Source organism: Roseisolibacter agri, from assembly GCF_030159095.1.
Classification (GTDB): Bacteria; Gemmatimonadota; Gemmatimonadetes; order Gemmatimonadales; family Gemmatimonadaceae; genus Roseisolibacter; species Roseisolibacter agri.
The window spans coordinates 470,907-491,642 of record NZ_BRXS01000001.1 but is presented as its reverse complement, the minus strand read 5'-3'; the positions used below and the strand labels follow the sequence as shown (position 1 = coordinate 491,642).

General features: G+C 75.1%; 17 protein-coding genes. 9 read left to right on the top strand and 8 right to left on the bottom strand.

The annotated features are described in order from the left end of the window. Positions 1–8 precede the first annotated feature (8 nt). Positions 9–1,262 carry an ROK family transcriptional regulator gene (locus tag rosag_RS02050; protein ID WP_284348347.1) on the top strand — a complete coding sequence of 418 codons (1,254 nt, stop codon included), beginning with the start codon at positions 9–11 and terminating at the stop codon, positions 1,260–1,262. Positions 1,263–1,660: 398 nt separating this feature from the next. On the opposite strand, the gene rosag_RS02045 is transcribed toward rosag_RS02050, so the two are convergent. From rosag_RS02045 to rosag_RS02030, 4 genes are all read right to left on the bottom strand, one after another. Then, positions 1,661–2,029: an acyl-CoA thioesterase gene (locus rosag_RS02045; RefSeq protein WP_345784808.1), complete on the bottom strand. Its 369-nt coding sequence runs from the start codon at positions 2,027–2,029 to the stop codon at positions 1,661–1,663. 76 nt (positions 2,030–2,105) lie between these two features. Next, positions 2,106–3,269, bottom strand: a complete 1,164-nt coding sequence (locus tag rosag_RS02040) for an iron-containing alcohol dehydrogenase (RefSeq protein WP_284348345.1) — start codon at positions 3,267–3,269, stop codon at positions 2,106–2,108. 40 nt (positions 3,270–3,309) lie between these two features. Beyond that, a complete protein-coding gene (locus tag rosag_RS02035) occupies positions 3,310–3,909 on the bottom strand; it encodes a Spy/CpxP family protein refolding chaperone (RefSeq protein ID WP_284348344.1) in 600 nt (199 codons plus the stop codon). An 84-nt stretch (positions 3,910–3,993) separates the two neighbouring features. Then, complete coding sequence (locus rosag_RS02030; RefSeq protein ID WP_284348343.1) at positions 3,994–4,590, bottom strand: hypothetical protein; 597 nt, start codon at positions 4,588–4,590, stop codon at positions 3,994–3,996. A gap of 186 nt (positions 4,591–4,776) precedes the next feature. On the opposite strand from rosag_RS02030, the gene rosag_RS02025 reads away from it, so the two are divergent. Then, positions 4,777–5,988, top strand: coding sequence for a sensor histidine kinase (locus tag rosag_RS02025; RefSeq protein ID WP_284348342.1), 1,212 nt, complete (start codon positions 4,777–4,779; stop codon positions 5,986–5,988). Beyond that, complete coding sequence (locus tag rosag_RS02020) at positions 5,978–6,817, top strand: LytR/AlgR family response regulator transcription factor (RefSeq protein ID WP_284348341.1); 840 nt, start codon at positions 5,978–5,980, stop codon at positions 6,815–6,817. The genes rosag_RS02025 and rosag_RS02020 overlap by 11 nt, the downstream gene beginning before the upstream one ends. Before the next feature lie 72 nt (positions 6,818–6,889). On the opposite strand, the gene rosag_RS02015 is transcribed toward rosag_RS02020, so the two are convergent. Next, positions 6,890–7,510 carry a Spy/CpxP family protein refolding chaperone gene (locus rosag_RS02015; protein ID WP_284348340.1) on the bottom strand — a complete coding sequence of 207 codons (621 nt, stop codon included), beginning with the start codon at positions 7,508–7,510 and terminating at the stop codon, positions 6,890–6,892. Positions 7,511–7,793: 283 nt separating this feature from the next. On the opposite strand from rosag_RS02015, the gene rosag_RS02010 reads away from it, so the two are divergent. From rosag_RS02010 to rosag_RS01990, 5 genes are all read left to right on the top strand, one after another. After that, a complete protein-coding gene (locus rosag_RS02010; RefSeq protein ID WP_284348339.1) occupies positions 7,794–8,603 on the top strand; it encodes an intradiol ring-cleavage dioxygenase in 810 nt (269 codons plus the stop codon). Positions 8,604–8,613: 10 nt separating this feature from the next. Continuing rightward, positions 8,614–10,683: an Ig-like domain-containing protein gene (locus rosag_RS02005; protein ID WP_284348338.1), complete on the top strand. Its 2,070-nt coding sequence runs from the start codon at positions 8,614–8,616 to the stop codon at positions 10,681–10,683. A gap of 244 nt (positions 10,684–10,927) precedes the next feature. Continuing rightward, positions 10,928–11,701 carry a neutral zinc metallopeptidase gene (locus tag rosag_RS02000; protein WP_284348337.1) on the top strand — a complete coding sequence of 258 codons (774 nt, stop codon included), beginning with the start codon at positions 10,928–10,930 and terminating at the stop codon, positions 11,699–11,701. Positions 11,702–11,845: 144 nt separating this feature from the next. Beyond that, the gene (locus tag rosag_RS01995; RefSeq protein ID WP_284348336.1) at positions 11,846–12,928 is read left to right on the top strand and encodes a serine/threonine-protein kinase; all 1,083 of its coding nucleotides are present in this window, start codon (positions 11,846–11,848) and stop codon (positions 12,926–12,928) included. Positions 12,929–13,159: 231 nt separating this feature from the next. Beyond that, positions 13,160–14,566, top strand: coding sequence for a 1-acyl-sn-glycerol-3-phosphate acyltransferase (locus rosag_RS01990; RefSeq protein WP_284348335.1), 1,407 nt, complete (start codon positions 13,160–13,162; stop codon positions 14,564–14,566). A 125-nt stretch (positions 14,567–14,691) separates the two neighbouring features. Here rosag_RS01990 and rosag_RS01985 read toward each other — a convergent pair whose 3' ends face one another. Beyond that, positions 14,692–16,107: an MFS transporter gene (locus rosag_RS01985; protein WP_284348334.1), complete on the bottom strand. Its 1,416-nt coding sequence runs from the start codon at positions 16,105–16,107 to the stop codon at positions 14,692–14,694. A gap of 184 nt (positions 16,108–16,291) precedes the next feature. On the opposite strand from rosag_RS01985, the gene rosag_RS01980 reads away from it, so the two are divergent. After that, complete coding sequence (locus tag rosag_RS01980) at positions 16,292–17,215, top strand: DoxX family protein (protein ID WP_284348333.1); 924 nt, start codon at positions 16,292–16,294, stop codon at positions 17,213–17,215. A 210-nt stretch (positions 17,216–17,425) separates the two neighbouring features. Here rosag_RS01980 and rosag_RS01975 read toward each other — a convergent pair whose 3' ends face one another. Together rosag_RS01975 and rosag_RS01970 are read right to left on the bottom strand one after the other, a co-directional pair. Beyond that, positions 17,426–20,068: a protein kinase domain-containing protein gene (locus rosag_RS01975; protein ID WP_284348332.1), complete on the bottom strand. Its 2,643-nt coding sequence runs from the start codon at positions 20,066–20,068 to the stop codon at positions 17,426–17,428. After that, a complete protein-coding gene (locus rosag_RS01970) occupies positions 20,058–20,702 on the bottom strand; it encodes an ECF-type sigma factor (protein ID WP_284348331.1) in 645 nt (214 codons plus the stop codon). Before rosag_RS01970 ends, rosag_RS01975 begins: the two co-directional genes overlap by 11 nt. Positions 20,703–20,736: the final 34 nt, after the last annotated feature.

Below are 20,736 nucleotides of genomic sequence, written 5' to 3'. Positions count from 1 at the left end.
CCGCCCCCATGCGCAAGATCAACACGCGCAACTTCCGCGTCGCGACGCGGACGACCACGCGCGAGGTCAACCGGCAGATCGTCCTCAACCTGATCCGCGAGCTGCAGCCCATCTCGCGCGCCGAGCTGGCGCGGCGGATGGACGTGAGCCGCAGCCTGCTCACGCCGCTCGTGCGCGAGCTGGTGACGCGCGGCTCGGTGGTGGAGGGCGGGACCGCGCGCGCGCAGCGCGGCCGGCGTCCGACGCTGCTGCGCGTGCGCACCAACCGGAACCTCGCGGTCGCGGTGGACGTGCGCCCGGGCCACACGTCGGTCGCGCTGGCGGACTTCGGCGGGCAGGTGATCGCGCGCGAGGCCTTCGAGACGCCGGCATCGCCGGAGGCGCTGATCGACGCGCTGGCAGCGTGCGTCCCCGCGCTGGTCGCCGCGCACGTGGGCGAGGAGGACGCCGACGGCGAGGACGGGCCGACGGTGCGCGGCGTGGGGCTGGTGGTGCCGGGCATGGTGGACCGCCGCACGGGGCGCGTGATCTACGCGCCGCGCCTGGGCTGGCGCGACGTGGACCTGCGCGATGGGCTGGCCGAGCGGCTGGGCTACAAGGTGCGCATCGAGAACGCGCCGATCGCGTGCGCGCTGGCGCGCCTGTGGCTGTCGCCGGACGGGCTGGGCGGGAGCCAGAGCTTCGCCTACGTCAGCATCTCCGAGGGCGTGGGCGTGGGCCTCGTGGTGCGCGGCGAGGTGCTGCGCGGCGAGACGCACACGGCCGGCGAGTTCGGGCACGTGTCGCTGGACCGCAGCGGGCCGCCGTGCATCTGCGGGAAGCGCGGATGCTGGGAGGCGCTGGCCGGGAACGCGGCGACGCTCGCGCGCTACGAGCAGCGCGCCGCCGCGGCCGCGCGCGAGGCGGTGCAGCCGCCGCTCCGCCGCGCGCCCGCGACGACGGTGGAGGAGGTGGTGCGCCGCGCCCACGACGGCGAGCGCGCCGCGCTCGAGGCGCTGGAGGAGACGGGCACGCACATCGGGCGCGGGCTGGCGGCGCTGGTGAGCGTGTTCAACCCGGGGCGCATCTTCGTCGGCGGCGAGATCACGGCCGCGTGGGACCTGCTGGACGCGCCGGTGCGTCGCGCGCTGGTGGAGGACACGCTCACGGACGCGGCGCGCGCGACGTCCGTGGTCCCCGATCGCAGTCCCGCGGAGTACCGCCTGCTGGGCGCCGTCGCGCTGCTGGCGGCGTCGACGTACGCGGCGCCGAGGGTCGGATAGGACACTGCGTGCTGCGTGCTGCGTGCTGCGTGTCTTCAACCCTTCGGCGCGCCTTTCAGGTGTCGCCCCGAGCGCAGCGAGGGGCCTGCTCTCCCCGGCGAGTGGCCAGTCGATGCGCGCCGGACCCTGCACGGCAACTGCAGCAAGGATGAAAGTCCGACAAGATCGGATAACGACGGATGGCTCCGTGCGGGTGCGAGGTACGTCGCGCCACGCGGAGCCATCCGTCGTTATCCGATCTTGTCAGATCTTATCCCTGCCAATGCTGTTGCCGTTCGGGCCCGGCTCACCAACTGCAGGCCACGCGGCACGCACCGTAGATTCCTCGCTGCGCTCGGGATGACAACCGCACGACGTCGTGTCCCGAGGCCGTGCACGCAGCACGATGCACGCAGCCGTCAGATCCTCAGCGCCTCGAGCGCGCGACGGAGATCCTCAGGCAGCGGCGCCGGTCGGCGCGACACCCGGTCCACGTACACGTGCACGAAGTGCCCCGCCGCCGCGGCCTCCACGTCGTCGTCGCGAAAGAGCGCCAGCTCGTAGCGCACGCTCGACGTGCCGACGTGCGCCACGCGCAGCCCCGCGGTCACGCGGTCCGGGAACGACAGCGGGCGGAAGTAGCGGCACTGCGTCTCCACCACGAGGCCGATCGTGTCGCCGGCGCCCGGGTCGAGCACGCCCTGCGCGATCAGCCACCGGTTCACCGCCGTGTCGAAGAAGCTGTAGTAGACGACGTTGTTGACGTGCCCGTACACGTCGTTGTCCATCCACCGCGTGTCGAGCGTCGTCAGGTGCGGATAGCGGTCGCGCGGCTCGGGCGCCTCGCGCGCGGTCACGCGGCCCTCACAGAGCCTGCCGGTAGATCGCCAGCGCGTCGTCGTACGTGACGTCGCGCGGGTTGTTCACCAGCAGCCGCTGCACCTGCATCGCGTCGCGCGCGAGCATCGGCAGGTCGTCCTCGCGCACGCCCACGTCGCGCAGCGTGCGCTCCAGCCCCAGCTCCGCCGTCAGCTCGGCCAGCCCGTCGAGCAGCGCGCGCCCGGTCGCGGGCCGCGCCGCCGCGCTGCCCTCCACGCGCAGCACCGCTGCCAGCTCGGCGTAGCGCGACTCGCAGGCGGGGAGGTTGAACTCCAGCACCGGCAGCAGCACCAGCGCGTTGCTCAGGCCGTGCGGCACGTGGTAGTGCCCGCCCAGCGGATAGGCCAGCGCGTGCACCGCGGCCACCGGCGCGTTGGCGAACGCCATCCCCGCGAGCATCGCGCCCTGCAGCATCGCACGCCGCGCGTCGAGGTCCGCGCCGTCGGTCACCGCCGTGCGCAGGTGCCGCGACAGCAGCGCCAGCGCGCGCAGCGCCAGCGTGTCGGAGAGCACGTTCCTGCGATGCCGCGACGTGTACGCCTCGATCGCGTGCACCATCGCGTCGATGCCCGTCATCGCGGTGACGCGCGGCGGCAGCGCGACCGTGAGCGTGGCGTCGAGCACCGCGACGTCCGCGTACAGCAGCGGCGAGACGACGCCGACCTTCTCGTGCGTCGGCGTGGTGACGATCGCGATCGGCGTCACCTCGGAGCCCGTGCCCGCCGTCGTCGGCACCTGCAGCAGCGGCAGCCGCGGCCCGCGCGCCTTCCCCACCCCGAACACGTCGTCCAGGGCCTCGTCCGACCCGGCGAGCAGCGCCACGAGCTTCGCGGTGTCCAGCGAGCTGCCGCCGCCGAGTCCGACCACGCCGTCCACGCGGCGATGGCGCGCGAGCGCGACGGCCTCCTCGACCGACGCCTGCGGGGGGTCGGCGAGCACGCCGTCGAACAGCACCACCTCGACGCCCGCGTCGTCGAAGCTCGCCAGCGCGCCCGCGAGCACGCCCGCGTCCACCAGCCCCCGGTCGGTGACGACGAGCGCGCGCCGCACGCCGCGCTCGTGCGCCATCGCGCCCAGGCGGTCCGCCGCGCCGTCCTCGCAGACGATGCGCGGCGTGGTCTCGAAGGTGAAGCCGACGGAGGCGCTCATGCGCGACGAATCTACCGCACGCGCGCCGCCGCGGCTGCGGTCACTCGCCCCGTGGACCTGGCCGGCGCATGCGCGCGCCAGGGCCGTCCGGACCACCCGTCGGGCGGCGCATCCCACGCCCCATCGCGCGCCCCATCGCGCGCGGCGCGCCGCCGCCCGCGTCGCGCATCGTCCACGCCATCGCCTGCTGGTCCGGCGTCAGCACCGCGAGCGCATCGCGCAGGTCCACGCGCGCCTGCTCGCGCAGCGCCTGCATGCGCGCGACCATCTCCGGCGCTGGAGCACCAGGGCCCATGCGCCGCGGCATGCCCGGGCGCATGCCGGGACGCATGCCCGGACGCGCCGCCGAATCGCCCGGCGCGACGCGCGGCGCCGCGGCGCGCTGCCGCTCCAGCGTGTCGCGCAGCGCACGGCGCCGCGACTCCGCGCGGCGCGCGATGGCCGCCAGCCGCACGACCTGCTGATCGGTCAGCTGCAGCTCGCCCGTGTGCGCGAGCAGGAACTCGGCGCCGCCGCGGCCGGCCGGGCCGCCGCGTACCTCGCGCATGCCGGCCGGCGGCTGCGCGCCGGCCGTGAGGGCCGCGCCGCCGAGCAGCGCGAGCGCGCCGCCCAGGATCCAGCGCTTCGTGATCTGTCGCATCGTGTCGATCTCCGTGAACGGTTCTGCCGGGACGTCGTGGTCCCGTCTCCTTCCGCGCCGTGAGACGCTCGACCGCGCCGCGCGTTAGCGCGTGCCCGTGCTGTCGGCGCGCGCGCCGCCGAACGCGCCCCAGCCGCCGCCGCGCGTGCGCCGCAGCCGGTCGTCGGCCGAGCGACGGGTCGCCGCCTCGATCGCGAGCGCGGAGTCGCGCTGCGGCGCGGTGAGCAGCGCCAGCGTCGCCGTGCGCGCCTCCTGTCGCGCGTCGTGTCGCGCGGCGACGAGCGCGCCGCGCCGACGGGCCTGCTCGCGCAGCGCCGCGGCGCGCGTCGCGTCCACCAGCCGCCAGTCGTCGACGGTCGCGCGCACGCGCAGCGCGCCGATCTCCGCGTCCAGCGGCGGGAGCACGGAGTCGAGGTGCGCGGCGAGCGCGCCCACCTGCGCGAGCTGCGGCGCCGTGAGCCCGAGCGCGACGCGGTGCGCGAGCACGAGCACGGCGAGCGGCACCTCGTCCTCCGCGTTCGCGAGGCGGTCCTCGCCCGCGACGACGGAGGGCTGCTGGCGCGCGACCGGCGCGACGGCGCCGAGCGCCACGCCGACGCCACCCTGCGCGGTCGCGGTGCGCGCGGCGAGGACGAGCGCGCCGCCGACGAGCAGGCGCGGGAGGACGGGTCGGGATCGCATGGGCGGATTCGGGTCGGAGGACGGAGCTGCTCGTGGAACACGCGAGCGTCGCGCGCCCCCAGTCCCGCCACGCGCGCCGTTCGTGGCGCGTCGATGCCACTCGTGCCGCGCGGGATGCCATCCGCATCCGCAGCTCTCGCCCCGGCGTGGCGCCCCCGGTACGATCCCGGCATCTCCCGACCTCCGATGCCGTCCACGCCGACCGACTCCCTCGCCGCCGAGCGGCGCCTCCACCTGACGCGCCGCGAGCTGGCGGTGATCGTCGGGGTGTGGGCGCTGTACGCGTTCCTCTCGATCGCCAGCCGGCTGTTCGACGAGCGGGGGAACGACATGGACCGGCTGCGCGGTCCGATCATGGTCGCGCTGCTGGAGGCGCTCGGCTGGGCGCTGCTGACGCCGCCCATCCTGCTGCTCGCGGACCGGCTGGGCGTGGACGCGCGGCGCGGCGCGCGGCTGCTGGCGTTCGCGGGCGTCGGGATCGCGGTCGCGGCGACGATGGGCTGGGCGAGCACCGAGCTGCGGCACGCGTTCGGCCCGCCGCCGGGATCGCGCGGTCCGCGCGGTGGTCGCGGCGGGCCGGGCGGGGGCCGCGGCGGGCCGCCCTTCTGGTTCGCGTTCCTCAATGCGCTCGTCCTCTACCTCACAGTGCTCGCGGCGGGCGTCGCGCGATCGCTCTCGCGGCGCTATCACGCGCGGCGCGAGGAGGCCGCGCGGCGCGAGGCGCGCCTGGAGGCGCAGCTGGCCGAAGCGCGGCTGGACGCGCTGCGCCGGCAGCTCGATCCGCACTTCCTCTTCAACACGCTCAACGCCGTCTCGGCGCTGGTGGAGCGCGACCCGCGCGGCGTGCGCCGCATGATCGCGCGGCTCAGCGACCTGCTGCGCTTCAGCTTCGAGGGCGCGGACCGCGCCGTGGTGCCGCTGCGCGAGGAGCTGGCGCTGCTCTCGCGCTACGTCGAGATCATGCAGGTGCGCTTCCAGGGACGGCTGACCGTCGAGACGACGGCCGACGACGCGGCGCTCGACGTCCTCGTGCCGACGCTCGTGCTGCAGCCGCTGGTGGAGAACGCGATCAGGCACGGCGTCGAGCGGATCGCTGGCCCTGGCAACGTCGCGATCGACGCGCGGCTGGAGGGCGAGTCGCTGGTGCTGCGCGTGACGGACAACGGCCCGGGCGTCGCGCCGGATGCGCCGACCGCCGGCAGCGGCGTCGGGCTGCGCAACACCGTCGCGCGGCTGGAGCAGCTGTACGGCGCCGCGCAGCGCTTCACCATCGCCGCCGCGCCGCAGGGCGGGACGGTGGCCGAGATCCGGCTGCCGCGGCGCATCGCGCCGAGCACACCCACACCCGACATCCCGGCCCGGCCCGTTGCCGTGGGAGCGAGCATCGATGACCGTTGACGGAGGGGGACGCGCGCTGCGCGTGCTGATCGTGGACGACGAGCCGCTGGCGCGCATGCGGATCGAGGACCTCGTGCGCCACGAGCCGGACGTGACGATCGTCGGCGCGGTGGGCGACGGCACCGCCGCGATCGCCGCCATCCGCGCCGAGCGGCCCGACCTCGTCTTCCTCGACGTGCAGATGCCGGAGAAGACGGGGCTCGACGTCGTGCGCGAACTGGGCGCCGAGATGCCGATGACGATCTTCGTGACGGCGTACGACCAGTACGCGCTGCACGCGTTCGACGTCGCGGCGGTGGACTACCTCGTCAAGCCGTTCGACGACGAGCGGTTCGAGGAGGCGTTCCGCCGCGCGCGCCGCCGGCTGTCGCTGGAGGGGATGGCGCAGCTGCGCGAGCGGCTGCTGGGCGTGCTGCAGGGCGACGCGCCCGCGACCGCGCCCGCGCCGTCCGTCGCCCCTGCGCCGACGGCGACGCCGGCCGCCCAGCCGCGCTACCTCGAGCGCATCGCCGTCGAGGTGCGCGGCAAGGTGCGCCCGGTGCCGGTGTCGCAGATCGACTTCATCACCGCCAGCGGGCCGTACGCCGAGCTGCACGTCGCGGGACACCGCTACGTCATCCGCGAGGCGATGCAGACGCTCGAGGAGCAGCTCGACCCCGACCGCTTCATGCGCGTGCACCGCTCCGTCATCGTGCGGCTCGACCTGATCGAGACGATGCACCGCGGCGCGGGCGGCGACTACTCGGTGCAGCTGAAGGGCGGCGGCAAGCTGCGCGTCAGCCGCTCGCGCCGCGAGGCGCTCGAACGCTGGCTCGGCGTCTCCTCCTGAGTTGAAGCGCAGACGACACGAGCCCCCGGCGCGACCATCGCGCCGGGGGCTCGGGCGTTCGGGTGGAGTCGATCAGCGGCGGAAGTCGCTCCGCTCGCCGCGCGCGCCGTCCCGGCCGCGCTGGCCGTCCCTGCCGCCACGGCCGCCACGGCCGAAGCCGCGCTCCTGCGGGCGGTCCTGCTCGCGCTGCTTCAGCTCCGCGACGTTGGCGTCGAACTGCTTGCGCTGCTCGGCCGTCAGGACGTTGCGCATCGCCGCGACGTCGCGGTCGCGCTGCTGCTGCATCTGCGTCCGCAGCTGCGTGAAGCGGGCGTTCGCCGCGGCCGTGTCGCCGCGCTGACGCGCCGCGCGCGCCTCGTCCATCAGCTTGCGGGTCTGCTCGCGCGCCGCGTCGTTCTGCCCGCCGCGCGCCGGCCGCAGCGCCTGCAGCTGCTGCTTCTGCGCATCGGTCAGCGTGATGCCGCGGAGCAGCATGCTGCCGGGGCCGCCGGGGCCGCCACGCCCGCCGCGCTCACCGCCACGCTCGCCACCACGCGGACCGCCGCGCTCGCCGCGCGCGTGTCCGTCGTGACGGGCGGTGTCGCTCGCCGCGGGCCGCGAGCCGCTGCCGGCCGGCGCCTGCGCGATGGTGGCCGTGGCGGCGCCCACGACGAGGGCGAGACCCGCGGCGGTCGCGATCGTGAACTGTCGCATCGTGTTCTCCATACGTGGATCGTGATCGTGGCCCGCGCCGGATGCGGCGGGCGAAGCGTCGGTCGTTGTCCCCATCGGCTTCGGGGGATGTCTACGCCGCGGCGCCAGGCCCGATCCGCCCGCTCGCACGAACGGCACGCCGCTGTCACGAACCGCACGCGGCGCGTCACGAGCCGGCTGGGGTGCCGCACCGGTGCCGTGTTCTCATGGGCGTGCATCGCGACGCAGCCGCCTCTCGCCGCCGCGTCGCCGAATCGATCACCGCCGTCCGGAGCACCGTCCGATGTCGAACGACCGCAGCCGCACGCCGTCCGTCCTCCGCAACAACCTGTCGCGCCGCGACCTGCTGGGCTTCGCGGCCCGCGGCGCGGCCAGCGTGGTCGTCTCGTCGTCGCTCGTCGCGTGCGCGACCGACGGCCTGACCGGTGCCACCGTCGACACGGGCACCAGCACGCCCACGACGCCGAGCACCACGACGACGCCGTCGTGCGTGCTGACGGCGGCGCTGACCGAGGGCCCGTACTTCGTCGACGAGAAGCTGAACCGCTCGGACATCCGCGCCGATCCCGCGACGGGCGTGCTCTCGCAGGGCGTGCCGCTGTCGCTGCAGTTCAACGTGCAGCGCGTCGGGAACAACGCCTGCACGCCGCTGACCGGCGCGTACCTCGACGTCTGGCACTGCGACGCGGCCGGCGTCTACTCGGACGTGACGGCGGCGGGCAACGCGGGCGGCGGCCGGAAGTTCCTGCGCGGCTACCAGATCACCGATGCCGACGGCATCGCGCGCTTCCAGACGATCTACCCGGGCTGGTACACCGGGCGCGCCGTGCACGTGCACTTCAAGCTGCGCCTGTTCGCCGGCACGACGAAGACGTACGAGTTCACGAGCCAGTTCTTCTTCGACGAGACGCTCACCGACACGGTGCACGCGCAGGCGCCGTACAGCAGCAAGGGGCGCCGCAACACGCTCAACTCGACCGACGGCATCTACAACGGCCTGTCGGCCGCGGCCAAGGCGGCGCTGACGCTGCAGACCGCGCAGGCGGCGAGCGGCTACGCGGGCATCATCTCGCTCGGCGTCAACGTCGGCTGAGGACCCCACGATGCGCCGCCTCCTCCTCCGCGCGACGCTGCTCGCCGCGCTGCCCACGCTGCTCGGCGGCTGCGCCGCCGACGGCACCACCGCCACCACGCTCGACGCCCGCCCGACCGCGCTCGGCGTCGTGCGCGGCGGCGACCAGAGCGCGACCGTCGGGAGCGCGCTGCCGACCGCGCTGACGGTGCGCGTCACCACGGCGCAGAGCACGCCCGTGGCCGGCGCGACGGTGACGTTCGCGGTCACGGCGGGGAGCGCGACGCTCTCGCCGGCCAGCGCCACCACCGACGCCGATGGCCTCGCGTCCACGCAGCTCACGCTCGGCGCGACGCCGGGCACGGTGCAGGTGACCGCGTCGGTCGCGAGCGTGGGGCTGACGGCGACCTTCCTCGCCACGGCGACCGCCGCCGTCACGACGCCGAGTGCCTCGGTCGCGTGCGCGGCGGACGCGGCGGCGCTGATGGCGGTGGGCCAGGTGACGGTGCTGGCGTCCGTGACGTCGCTCTGCCTGCCGGGCGGCGCGGCGGGCGCGGAGTACGCGCTCGTCCCGTTCAATGGCTCGACGAACGCCGCCAGCCGCGCGTCGCTGTCGGTGCAGGCCAGCGGCGTCACCGCGCCCGGCGCCGTCACGGCCGCGGACCTCACGGCCCCGCTGTCGGACGAAGGCGGGCTCGCGGCGCTGACGACGACCGGCGCCGTCGCCTCGCGAGCGCTCGTCGCGCGCACGCCGCTCGCCGCACTCGAGGCGCGGCAGCGCGCCGTCGCCGCGCGCGAGCTGGCGCCGCGGCTGGGCGCGGCCCGCAGCTGGTTCGCGACGCGTAGCAGCGCCCGCACCGGGCTCTCGCGCGCCGTCATCCCGCGCACCGCGGCGGTCGGCGACCTGGTGTCGCTCAACGCCAACGCGGACGACGCGTGCACGAACGCGCGCATGCGCGTGGCGCGGGTGGCCGCGATCGGCAGCAAGTCCGTCGTCGTCGCGGACACGGGCAACCCCGCCGGCGGCTACACCGACGCCGACTACGCGTCGATCGCCGCGACGTTCGACACGCTGATCGCGCCGGTGGCGAGCGAGAGCTTCGGCGACCCCACGGACATCGACGGCAACGGGAAGGTCGTGCTCTTCTTCACGCGCGCCGTGAACGAGTTGACGCCGGCGAGCAGCGGGTGGTACGTCGGCGGCTTCTTCTGGTCGCGCGACCTCTTCCCCACGACCGCGGCGACGGCGGGCGACGCCTGCGCCGCGAGCAACGCGGGGGAGCTGTTCTACCTCATGGTCCCCGATCCGTCGGGCACGATCAACGACAATCGCTTCTCGAAGGCGGGCGTGTCGTCGGTGGTGATCGGGACGGTGGCGCACGAGTACCAGCACCTCATCAACGCGTCGCGCCGCATGTACGTGAACACGAGCGCGGCGGACTGGGAGGACACCTGGCTGGACGAGGGCCTGAGCCACGTGGCCGAGGAGCTGGTGTTCTACCGCGCGGCGGGGCTGGCGGCGCGCGCGAACCTCGGCGCCGCGGCGCTGCGCCGCTCGAGCGTGTCCGTGGACGCGTTCAACGAGTTCCAGCTGGAGAACTTCGGGCGCTTCGGCGACTACCTGGCCGCCACGGCGGTCAACTCGCCGTATGCCAGCGACGACTCGCTCGCCACGCGCGGCGCGGCGTGGGCCTTCCTGCGCTACGCGGCCGACCAGAAGGGCGGCACGGAGTCGGCGACGTGGCGCGCGCTCGTGAACTCCACCGCGAGCGGGATGGCGAACGTGCGGCAGGTGTTCGGCACGGAGAGCGTGGCGCTGTTCCGCGACTGGGCGACGTCGCTGTTCGCCGACGACCTGACGGGCGTCGCCGCGCGCTGGCAGCAGCCCAGCTGGGGCTACCGTTCCATCTTTGGCGCGCTGGGCGGCAGCGGCTTCCCGCTGGCGACCACCACGCTCACCGACGGGGCCACCCGCAGCGTGACGCTGGTGGGCGGCGGGGTGGCGTTCCTGCGCGTCGGCGTGGCGGCGAACGGCGCGGGGAGCGTCGCGTGGGGCACGCTGCCGACCAACGTGCAGATGACGGTCGTGCGCACGCGCTGACGAGCATCGGCGCACCAGCCCCTCTTGCCATTGGTGAGGATCCGGATGCTCCGGATGCAGCGGATCCGACGGATCGTTCCGCCTGGTGGCGACGCTCCATGCACCCGAGCGGAGCGATCCGTCGGATCCGTTCAGATCCGGAGCATCCGGATCCCCTCCAATAGGCCACGGTCCCGGCCGCGGATGGGTGGGAAATCCGCAACACCTGCCGCCCACCGGGGTAGACCATGGCGGAGGTGAATCGATGACGACTCGGTCCGTCCTGCTGCATGCCCGCACCCTCGTCGCCGCCGCGCTCGTCGCGGGGCTGACCACCGCCGCCGCGCCCGACGCGCCGCTGCCCCTGCAGCGCATGGGCGCGGGCGACACGCCCACCGTCACCGTCACGCTGGCCGACGTGCAGGCGTCCAACGCCAAGGCCGCGATGGCGTACGGCGCGCTCGTGCCCATGTGGCGCGCCCACTTCGCCGACGTCGGCGCGCGCTTCGTGGCGCCGCAGGTCGCGCGCTTCCGCGGCGCGGGCGTGCGCACGCCCTGCGGCGCGGTGACCGCCAACAACGCGGCCTACTGCCCGCGCGACAACCGCATCTACTTCGACGAGATCTTCCTCGCCGCGCAGGCCAAGCGTGCGGCCATGCAGCTCGGCACCGACGGCGACATGGCCGCGGTCGGCGTGATCGCCCACGAGATGGGCCACGCGGTCGCGATCCAGCTCGGCCAGATGTCGCGCTACACCTACCAGAACGAGCGCACCGCCGACTGCCTGGCGGGCGCGTTCGCGCGGCAGGCCGACGCCGACGGCCAGCTGGAGCCCGGCGACATCGACGAGGCATTCTTCGGCATGGCGGCCGCGGCCGACCCGACGCCCGAGCTCACCGGCGACCGGCGCGCCGACCGCGCGATCCTCGTGCGCGCGGCGCTCATGGGCCACGGCACCGAGGCGCAGCGCACCGCGAACTTCCGCGCGGGGCTGGAGAGCGGCCCCGGCGCCTGCCTGGAGGTCTTCCGCGACGGCTGAGGCGTCCGCCTCGCGCCGAACGGCAGGACGGCCCGCGCTCCCCACTGGAGCGCGGGCCGTCTCTTGTTCGAGGCGCGTCCGCGCCCCTACCTTGGCGCGCCGTCCACCGCCGCTTCCGCCCGCCGACCTCCTCCCCTCCCCGCGGTGCCCGACGTCAGCGACCGCTTCCAGACCATGCTCGCGGGGCGCTACACGATCGACCGCGAGCTCGGGCAGGGGGGCATGGCCACCGTCTACGTCGCGCGCGACGTGAAGCACCACCGCATGGTGGCGCTCAAGGTCATGCACGCGGGCCTCGCGGCGTCGATGGGCCCCGACCGGTTCGAGCGCGAGGTGATGGTCGCCGCGCGGCTGCAGCATCCGCACATCGTCACCGTCTACGACTCGGGCGAGACCGCGGGCCGCTACTGGTACACGATGCCGTACGTCGCCGGCGAGAGCCTGCGGCAGCGGCTCGCCCGCGAGGGGTGGCTGTCGGTGGCGGAGGCGGTGCGCATCACGCGCGAGATCGCGCGGGCGCTGGACTACGCGCACCGCCGCGACATCGTCCACCGCGACGTGAAGCCGGAGAACGTGCTCCTCACCGAGGAGGGGCAGGCGCTGCTGACCGACTTCGGCCTCGCGCGCGCGCTCCACGCGACGCCCGACTCCACGCTCGGCCGCGGCGCGGGCACGGGCGCGGGCTTCTTCGTCGGTACGCCGACGTACATGAGCCCCGAGCAGGGCACGGGCGAGCATCCCGTGGACGCGCGCGCCGACATCTACGCGCTGGCGTGCGTGACGTTCGAGATGCTGACGGGTGAGCCGCCGCACCCGGGCGCGAGCATGGAGGCGATCTTCGCCCGCCGGCTGGAGGAACCACCGCCGTCGGTGCGCGAGCGGCGACGCGACGTGCCGGAGCACGTGGACGCCGCGCTGCGGCGCGCGATGTCGCGCCATCCGGCCGAGCGCTTCCCGACCGCGTTCTCGTTCGGGCAGGCGCTGGACGCGCAGGCCGCCGACGGGTGGACGGGCGCGACGCCCACGCCGCCGGGCATGCCGGCCGTCCCCACGACGCCGGCCGCCGCGGCATCGGCGTTCGCGCCCGCGACCGCGACCGCGACCGCGACCGCTGCGATGAATGCCGAGTCGCCCGCGCTGCTCCGCTGGAACCGCACGCTGCTGGCGCTCGCCGGCATCGTCACGCTCGGCGCGCTGGCGGTGCTGGGAGCGGTCGTGCTGCGCTGATACGTGGCGCCGGACATCGGTGCGTCGGATGTTGACGAGCGAACTGCATGAGACAGGATTCGACGGATTGAACGGACAAGAGCCGGATTACGTCCCATGTGGCGGCGACGTCCTTCGCGCCACGCGGAGCGTAATCCGGCTCTTGTCCGTCGAATCCGTTGTAATCCTGTCCAATGCAGTTCGGGTCCGGCCGCCGGTAGCCGAGTCGGCGGTCGAGTGCCATCATCCGGCATGCCCGTCCACCATCAGGTCGGCCGTTTCGGCGCGTTCGTCGCGCGCACGTTCTACCGGCTGGAGATCGCCGGCGAGCGCCCCGGCGCGGACGGACCGCTGCTCGTCGTCGCCAACCATCCGAACTCGCTGCTCGACCCGGCGCTGGTGACGCTCGCCGTCGGGCGGCCCGCGCGCTTCCTCGCGAAGGCGCCGCTGTTCACCGACCGCAACGTCGGCTGGCTGGTGCGCGCGAGCGGCGCGATCCCGGTGCACCGGCGGCAGGATGGCGAGGCGCCGCCCGGCGGCAACGACGACACCTTCCGCGCGGCCGAGGCGGCGCTGCTCGCGGGCGACGCGATCGCGCTCTTCCCGGAAGGCATCAGCCACGCGCAGCCCGGCCTCGCGCCGCTCAAGACCGGCGCCGCGCGGCTCGCGCTGCAGACGGCCGCGCGCCTCGGCCGTGCGTTCCCGCTCGTGCCGGTGGGCATCACGCTCGACGACCGCGCGATCTTCCGCTCGCCCGGGCTGCTGGTGATCGGCGCGGGGGTGCCGTGGGACGACCTCGCCGCCGACGCCGTGCGCGACGCGCAGGCCGGCGGCGCGGCGAGCGAGCCCGCGCGCGTGCGCGAGCTGACGGCGCGCATCGGCGCCGCGCTGCACGGCGTGACGGTGAGCTTCGCGTCGTGGGAGGACGCGCGCCTCGTCGCGCTGGCCGACGAGGTGCACGCCGCGGACGCGCTGCCCGGCGAGACGCGGCTCGAGCGGCGGCGCCTGGGCGCGGAGCTGCTCGCGCGAATGCGCGACGACGCGGCCGCGCACGACGCCGCGATGCAGCTCGGCGACGACCTGCGGCGCCACCGCCGCCTGCTCGGCGCGCTGCGGCTGTCGCCCGCAGACCTCGCGGTGCCGACCGACGCCGGCACCGCGGTCACGTGGGCGCTGCGTCGCCTGCACCTGCTCGTCCTCGGCGCGCTGGCGGCCGTCGGCACGGTGCTCGGCTGGGTGCCGTACCAGGCGACGGGGCGCATCGCGCGGCTCTTCCCCGGCGCCGAGTCCGTGGACGTGCGCGCCACGGCGAAGGCGCTGGTGGGCGCGGCCTGCTTCCTCCTCTGGACGCTGCTGCTGACGGTCCTCGCGGGCGTCATCGGCGGCTGGTGGGCCGCGCTGGCGACGCTCGTCGGCGTGCCGCCGCTGCTGCTGCTCGCGCTGCTGACGGCGGAGGGGTGGCGCGACGCGTGGCGCGACGCACGCCGCTTCCTCACGCTGCGCCGGCGCAGCGGCCGGGTGGCCGAGCTGCGCGCGCGGCAGGCGGAGCTCGCGCGCCGCATCGAGGCGATGGTGGCGCGCGCGGAGGCGCTGCCGAGTGGCGACGGGCACGTCATGCCGGGACCTGAACGGCCAACGGCAGCAAGGATGAACGTCTGAGAAGATCTGATGACCGCCGATGCTCCGCGTGGTGGCGACGAACGTCGCCCAACGCGGAGCATCCGTCGTCATCAGATCTTGTCCGATCTCATCTTTGCAATGCCGTTCGGGTCCGGCACGCCACGTCAGACCGGCGTCGCGCCCTCCGCCTCGTCCAGCGCCACCGCCTGACCGCGGCCGCGCGCGACGTCCACGCGCGACAGCACGAACGCGCCCGCCGCGAAGAAGAGCACCACCGAGACGATGCCGAGCCGGCTGGAGCCGGTGAGCGTCGTCACGAGCGCCATCGCCAGGGGGCCCATCATCCCGCCGAAGCGGCTGAAGACGCTGAACAGCCCGAAGAATTCGCCCGAGCGCGACGCGGGGACGAGGCTCGCGTAGAGCGAGCGGCTGAGCGCCTGCGCGCCGCCCTGCACCGTCGCGACGAGGATCGCGAGCACCCAGAAGTCGCGCTCCGTGCGCAGCGCGTACGCGATCGCGCTGATGACGCCGTAGACCGCGAGCGCGCCGAGGATCGACCGCTTGGCGCCCACCTTCCCCGCCAGCCAGCCGAACGCGAACGCGAACGGGATCCCGAGGAACTGCACGACGAGGATCGCGCCGATGAGCGACGTCTGGCCGAGCCCCAGCTCGGAGCCGTAGACGGCGGCCATACGGATGATCGTGTTGATGGCGTCGTTGTAGAGCACGAACGCGATCAGGAAGCGCCACGCGTCGGGCATGCGGCGCAGCGTGCGCACGGTGTGCGCGAGCCCGCGGAACGCCTCGCGCACGACGACCACGGTGCCGGGCGACGCGTCGGTCGCGGGCGCAGCCGGCGGCTCGGGCACGCGACGCAGCAGCGGGAGCGTGAACAGCGCCCACCACGCGGCCACGCCCACGAACGCGACGCGCGTGGGCGCCGACGGCTCGCGCGCCGCCAGCGCGCCGAGCCCCAGCCACTCGGGCTTGAGGATCGCGAGCAGCGCGACCGCCAGCGCGACGCCGCCGCCCAGGTAGCCGATCGCGTAGCCCGCCGCCGACGCGCGGTCGAGGTCCTCGCGCGGCGCGAGGTGCGGCAGGAGCGCGTCGTAGACGACGGTGCTCGCGTTGACCGCGACGTTGACGACGCCGAACGCCAGCAGCGCGAGGCGCCAGTCGCCGTCGCCCGCGAGGCCGAGCGCCGCCGTCGCCAGCGCGCCGACGCCGACGCAGAGGCCGAGCAGCCGCTTCTTCACCGGCCGCGCATCGCCGATCGCGCCGACGACCGGCGACAGCACGACCGCGACCAGCAGCGCGATGGTGGTGGCGAGCGAGTAGCGCGCCGTGGCCGTGGCGCCGGGCAGCGCGCTCGCGGGCACGCGCGCGAAGTACGTCGGGAAGACCGCCGTCACGACGACCGTGAAGATGGCCGAGTTGGCCCAGTCGTACATCGCCCACGCGCGCAGCGCCGGCGTGCCGAGGCCGAGGCGCGCGAGCAGGCCGGCCGGGCGCTCCGGAGTCGGCGGAGCAGGCGGCGCGTACGGGGTGGGCGGCGCGGTCGGCGCCGGGACGGCTTCCATGGAGGCGGGCGGGCGCGGGGAGGGGCCGAGAAGAAGCCGAGGTCGTCGCGACGTGGCGCTACAAGGCTGGCAGCCGGCGGCGTCTGGCGCCACTCCCGATCGGGGCGCACATATCCGGGCATCGGCATGCCGCGTGCGGCGACGTCGGTCGGTGGTCGCCGCTCCACGATCCCGGAGGTCAGTCATGCGCCGCGAGTCCAGCCCTGACGCCGTCCTCATCTGGGCACTGAGCATCGTGCTCGCCGCCGTGTTCCTGCTCGACGGCGCCTCGAAGCTGCTCGGGCTCCAGATCCTTCCGGTCGCCGCCGCCGCGGCGGTGCGCGGCTTCCCGGTCGGCATCCCGTACCTCGTGGGGCTGCTGGAGATCGCCGGCGGCGTCGCGCTGCTGATCCCGGCCAGCGCGACCTTCGGCGCGCTGGCGCTGGCGGGCCTGATGGTCCCGGCCGCGCTCACCGAATGGATGCGCGGCGGCGGCCAGGTGTGGCTGCCGCTGCTGATCCTCGCGCTGCTGCTGGTGGTCGCGTGGCGCCGCAACGCCACCAGCGTGCGCGCGCGCGGCGCGGCGTTCGCCGCGGCGCCGCACCGCACGCTCTACGACGGGATCCTCGCGGGCCTCGTGGGCGCGGCGGTGATCGCGCTCTGGTTCCTCGTCATCGACACGATCGACGGACGCCCGCTGTTCACGCCCGCCACGCTCGGCCGCGGGATGCTGGGCGTGCTGGCGCCGGGCCGCGAGGACCTGAGCGTCGGCACGCTGGTCTCGGCGTACACCGTCTTCCACGTCGCGGCGTTCATCGTCGTCGGGCTGCTGGCGGCGTTCGTGGCCGACGTGGCGGAGCGCGAGCCGTCGATCCTGTTCGGCTTCCTGCTGCTGTTCGCGGTGGTGGAGGTCGGGATCTACGTCCTCGTCGCGATCCTCGACGTCGCCTCCCCGCTCGGCTCGCACGCGTGGCTGCCGATCATGGTCGGCAACCTGATCGCGGTGCTGACGATGAGCGCGGTGTTCTGGCGCCGCCGCCCCGCGCTGCGCGAGCAGTTCCGTCGCTCGCTGGACCTCGAGCCGGGGCACGCGGACCGGTTCCTGACGCCGCCGCCGGCGCCCCGCTAGGGCACGCGCGCCGGCCACCGGACTGCAAGAGCAGCAAGGATGAAGATCTGAGAAGATCGGATAGGTGCGGATGGCTCCGCGTGTCGCGACGTTGGTCGCCGCCACATGGAGCCATCCGCCGTTATCCGAACTTTTCAGATCTTCATCTTTGCAATGCCGTTCGCCGTTCGGGTCGCTCGCGTCGATGCTGGCCGCGAGGCCCGACGTCGCTCAGCGCGCGGCCAGATAGCGTCGCAACATCGCCGGCCATCGGGCGTCGGTGTGCAGCGGTGCCAGGGCGATGGTGCCGGACACCGCGTCCGGGAAGACGTCGCGCGCCGTCAGTGCGCGGTCGATCCACGCGAACGCCGCGTCCGCATCGCCCAGCCCCGTGTGCGCGATGGCCAGCTCGAACGGTGGCACGAAGCGCCGCGCGGTGGACGCCTCCAGCGCCGCCACGATGCGCCGCGCCGCCGTCCGATTGCCCGTGACCGCGAGCCCATACGCCAGGGTCGCCGAGTCGCGCGCTCCGGTGAGCGCCGCCGCGCGGCGCAGCGCGTCGAGCGCCTCCGCGGCCATGCCCTTCTGCAGGTAGGCGTGGCCGAGCTGCTGCCACGCGAGGTCGGCACGCGGGTTGAGCTCCAGCGCGGCGCGCATGGCGCGGATGGCGTCGTCCGGCCGGCGCGCGTTCACGTACGCGCGGCCGCGCACCGTGCCCACGATGGACGCCAGCGGATCGAGGGCCGCCGCCGTGTCGAGCTGCGCGTGCGCCTCGGCGAAGCGGCCCTGGAACTGGAGCATGATCGCGAACATCGTGCGGCCCAGCACGTAGCCCGGATCGAGCGCGATCCCGCGGCGGATCGTGCGCTCGGCGGAGTCCGGCGCGAAGTCGTGGACGTACAGCGTGTGCGCCAGCGCCACGTGCGCGGCGGCCAGCGTGCCGTCCAGCGCGAGGGCGCGCAGCGCCGCGGCCCGCGCGCGCGGCATCTCGTCGCGCGCGCGGCCGTAGCCGAACACCGACAGCCGCGCATGGACGTCGGACAGCCCGGCGTGCGCCGGCGCGAAGGTCGGGTCGCGCGCGATCGCGGCGTCGAAGAAGCGCGCGGCCTGCAGGAGCTCGTCGCGACCGGTGCCCGCGTTGAACACGTAGCGCCCCTTCAGGAACAGCTCGTACGCGACCGGGTCGGCGATCGCGCGGGCCCCGAAGCGCGCGGCGCCCGCGCCGGTCAGGCGCACCTGCAGCGTCGCGGCGATCGCGCGCGCGATCTGCTCCTGCATCGTGAGCACGTCGCGCAGCTCGCGGTCGTACGACTCCGTCCACAGCACCGTGCCGTCGGCCGCGCGCACCAGCTGCGCGGTGACCTTCAGGCGGCTGCCCGCGCGGCGCAGGCTGCCCTCCAGCACGGTCGCGACGCCGAGCGTCTCGGCGACGGCGCGCACCCCGAGCCGCCGCCCCTTGAGCGCGAAGACGGAGGTGCGCGCGATCACGTCCAGCCCCGGCACCTTGCCGAGCGTGGCGATCAGCTCGTCGGTCAGGCCGTCCGACAGGGGCTCGTCCGAGGCGGCGCCGCCCGTGTTCACGAACGGCAGCACCGCGACCGACGGGCGTGTGGCGGAATGCGCGGCGACGACGGCCGACCGCGCGTCGCCGCGCGCCGCCAGCCGCTGCACGGCCAGCGCGCCGACGACCGCCAGCGCCGCCGCCCAGAGGCCGAGCGCGATGCGTCGCGAGCGCGGCCTCCCGGGTGCGCGCGCATCGACCGCGTCGAGCGCACGCACGACGTCGGCCGCGCTCCGCGGACGCGCGGCCGGCTCCTTGGCCAGCAGCCGCGTCACCAGCGCGGCCAGCGCGGGCGGCACGTCCGCGCGTCGCGTCGCGAGGGGCGCCGGCGTCTCCGCGCAGTGCGCCGCCCGCATCGCGTCCGGCGTGCGGGCGCCGAACGGATGCGCGCCGGCGAGCGCCTCGTACGCGATCACGCCCAGCGCGTAGAGGTCGACGCGGTGGTCGGTCGCCGGCTCGCCCCGCGCCTGCTCCGGGGCGAGGTACGCGGGCGTGCCGAGCATGCGGCCGGGCTGCGTGCGGAACGCGTCGTCCGCGGCCCCGGCGACACGATCGGTGCGCGCCCGGCTGACCGCGCGCGCGATCCCGAAGTCGGCCACGACCGCGTGCCCGTCCACCAGCAGCACGTTCTCCGGCTTCACGTCGCGGTGGACGATGCCCTGGCGGTGCGCGTAGTCCAGCGCGCCCGCGATCTCGCGCAGCAGCTGGATCACGACCGGCACCGGCAGCGGACGCTCGCGCGTCATGCGCTGCCGCAGCGTCTCGCCGTCCACGTACGGCATGACATAGTACAGGCGTCCGTCCGCCTCGCCCGACGCGTGCAGCGGCAGGATGTGCGGATGCGTCAGCCCCGCCGTCACCCGGATCTCGGCCAGGAAGCGCCCGGCGCTCACGGCGGCGCGCACGCGGCGCGGCAGCACCTTGATCGCGACCGGCCGCGCGTGCCGGCGGTCGTTCGCGAGGTAGACGACCGCCATGCCCCCGCGCGCCAGCTCGCGCTCCACCGCGTAGCCCTCCGCATCGAGGGCGGCACGCAGCGCCTCCGGGACGCCGTCCGCGTCGTCGTCGCCGGGCGACGTCACGCGGTCGAGCATCGGCGACGCGAAGGCCGCCGCGGGCTCGCGCAGGAAGCCGTCCGCGGCCGCCGCGTCCTCGCAGGCCCGCACGAGGCGCTCGACCTCCGCGCGCAGCTGTGCGTCGCCGCCGCAGGCGCTCGTCAGGTAGCCGGCGCGCTCGTCGGGCGACAGGTCGAGCGCCGCCTCCGCCGCCGCGCGCACCGCCGCCCAGCGCGCGGGCGACGACTCAGGCGGCATCGCCGCGCAGCTCGCGGTACAGCCACCCGCGCGCGGTCGTCCAGTCGCGCGACACGGTGCGCTGCGACACGCCGAGCGCCTCCGCCGTCTCGACCTCGCTCAGGCCCGCGAAGAAACGGCACTCGACCACCCGACACAGCCGCTCGTCCACGAGCGCCAGCCGCGCGAGCGCCTCGTCGAGCGCCAGCAGCTCGTCGGCGCGCTGCGCCGCCACCACCGCTCCCGCGTCGTCCGCGTCCTCGAGCGCCACGCGCTGCCGCTCCGCCCCGCCGCGCCGCTCGGCGCGGTGCCGGCGCGCGTAGTCGACGAGCACGCGACGCATCACGCGCGCGGCGATCGCGAGGAAGTGGCCGCGGTCCACCCACTCCGCGCGCGACTGGTCGGCCAGCCGCAGATACGCCTCGTGGACGAGCGCCGTCGTGCTCAGCGTGTGTCCCGACGGCTCGGCCGCGAGCTGCCGGTGCGCCATGCGGCGCAGGTCGTCGTAGACCAGCGGCAGCAGGCGGTCCATCGCCTCGGGCGCGCCGCGGCGCAAGGTGGCCAGGGCGGCCTCGATCTCCTGCGCGTCGCGCTGCGCGTCGGGCTGCGCGTCGTGTCGCGTGTCGGGTGTGCGCTCCGGTCCCTGCGTGGCCATGGCGTCTTTCGCGCGCCCACTGCGCGTCTGCGGA

Excerpts from the sequence above, each read along its gene's own strand:
- rosag_RS02000 (WP_284348337.1), top strand. The coding sequence starts at position 10,928 with ATGACGACTCGGTCCGTCCTGCTGCATGCCCGCACCCTCGTCGCCGCC.
- rosag_RS02050 (WP_284348347.1), top strand. The coding sequence starts at position 9 with ATGCGCAAGATCAACACGCGCAACTTCCGCGTCGCGACGCGGACGACC.
- rosag_RS02030 (WP_284348343.1), bottom strand. The coding sequence starts at position 4,590 with ATGCGATCCCGACCCGTCCTCCCGCGCCTGCTCGTCGGCGGCGCGCTC.
- rosag_RS02005 (WP_284348338.1), top strand. The coding sequence starts at position 8,614 with ATGCGCCGCCTCCTCCTCCGCGCGACGCTGCTCGCCGCGCTGCCCACG.
- rosag_RS01975 (WP_284348332.1), bottom strand. The coding sequence starts at position 20,068 with ATGCCGCCTGAGTCGTCGCCCGCGCGCTGGGCGGCGGTGCGCGCGGCG.
- rosag_RS02020 (WP_284348341.1), top strand. The coding sequence starts at position 5,978 with ATGACCGTTGACGGAGGGGGACGCGCGCTGCGCGTGCTGATCGTGGAC.
- rosag_RS02035 (WP_284348344.1), bottom strand. The coding sequence starts at position 3,909 with ATGCGACAGATCACGAAGCGCTGGATCCTGGGCGGCGCGCTCGCGCTG.
- rosag_RS02040 (WP_284348345.1), bottom strand. The coding sequence starts at position 3,269 with ATGAGCGCCTCCGTCGGCTTCACCTTCGAGACCACGCCGCGCATCGTC.
- rosag_RS01985 (WP_284348334.1), bottom strand. The coding sequence starts at position 16,107 with ATGGAAGCCGTCCCGGCGCCGACCGCGCCGCCCACCCCGTACGCGCCG.
- rosag_RS01970 (WP_284348331.1), bottom strand. The coding sequence starts at position 20,702 with ATGGCCACGCAGGGACCGGAGCGCACACCCGACACGCGACACGACGCG.
- rosag_RS01980 (WP_284348333.1), top strand. The coding sequence starts at position 16,292 with ATGCGCCGCGAGTCCAGCCCTGACGCCGTCCTCATCTGGGCACTGAGC.
- rosag_RS02015 (WP_284348340.1), bottom strand. The coding sequence starts at position 7,510 with ATGCGACAGTTCACGATCGCGACCGCCGCGGGTCTCGCCCTCGTCGTG.
- rosag_RS01990 (WP_284348335.1), top strand. The coding sequence starts at position 13,160 with ATGCCCGTCCACCATCAGGTCGGCCGTTTCGGCGCGTTCGTCGCGCGC.
- rosag_RS02010 (WP_284348339.1), top strand. The coding sequence starts at position 7,794 with ATGTCGAACGACCGCAGCCGCACGCCGTCCGTCCTCCGCAACAACCTG.
- rosag_RS02025 (WP_284348342.1), top strand. The coding sequence starts at position 4,777 with ATGCCGTCCACGCCGACCGACTCCCTCGCCGCCGAGCGGCGCCTCCAC.
- rosag_RS02045 (WP_345784808.1), bottom strand. The coding sequence starts at position 2,029 with ATGGACAACGACGTGTACGGGCACGTCAACAACGTCGTCTACTACAGC.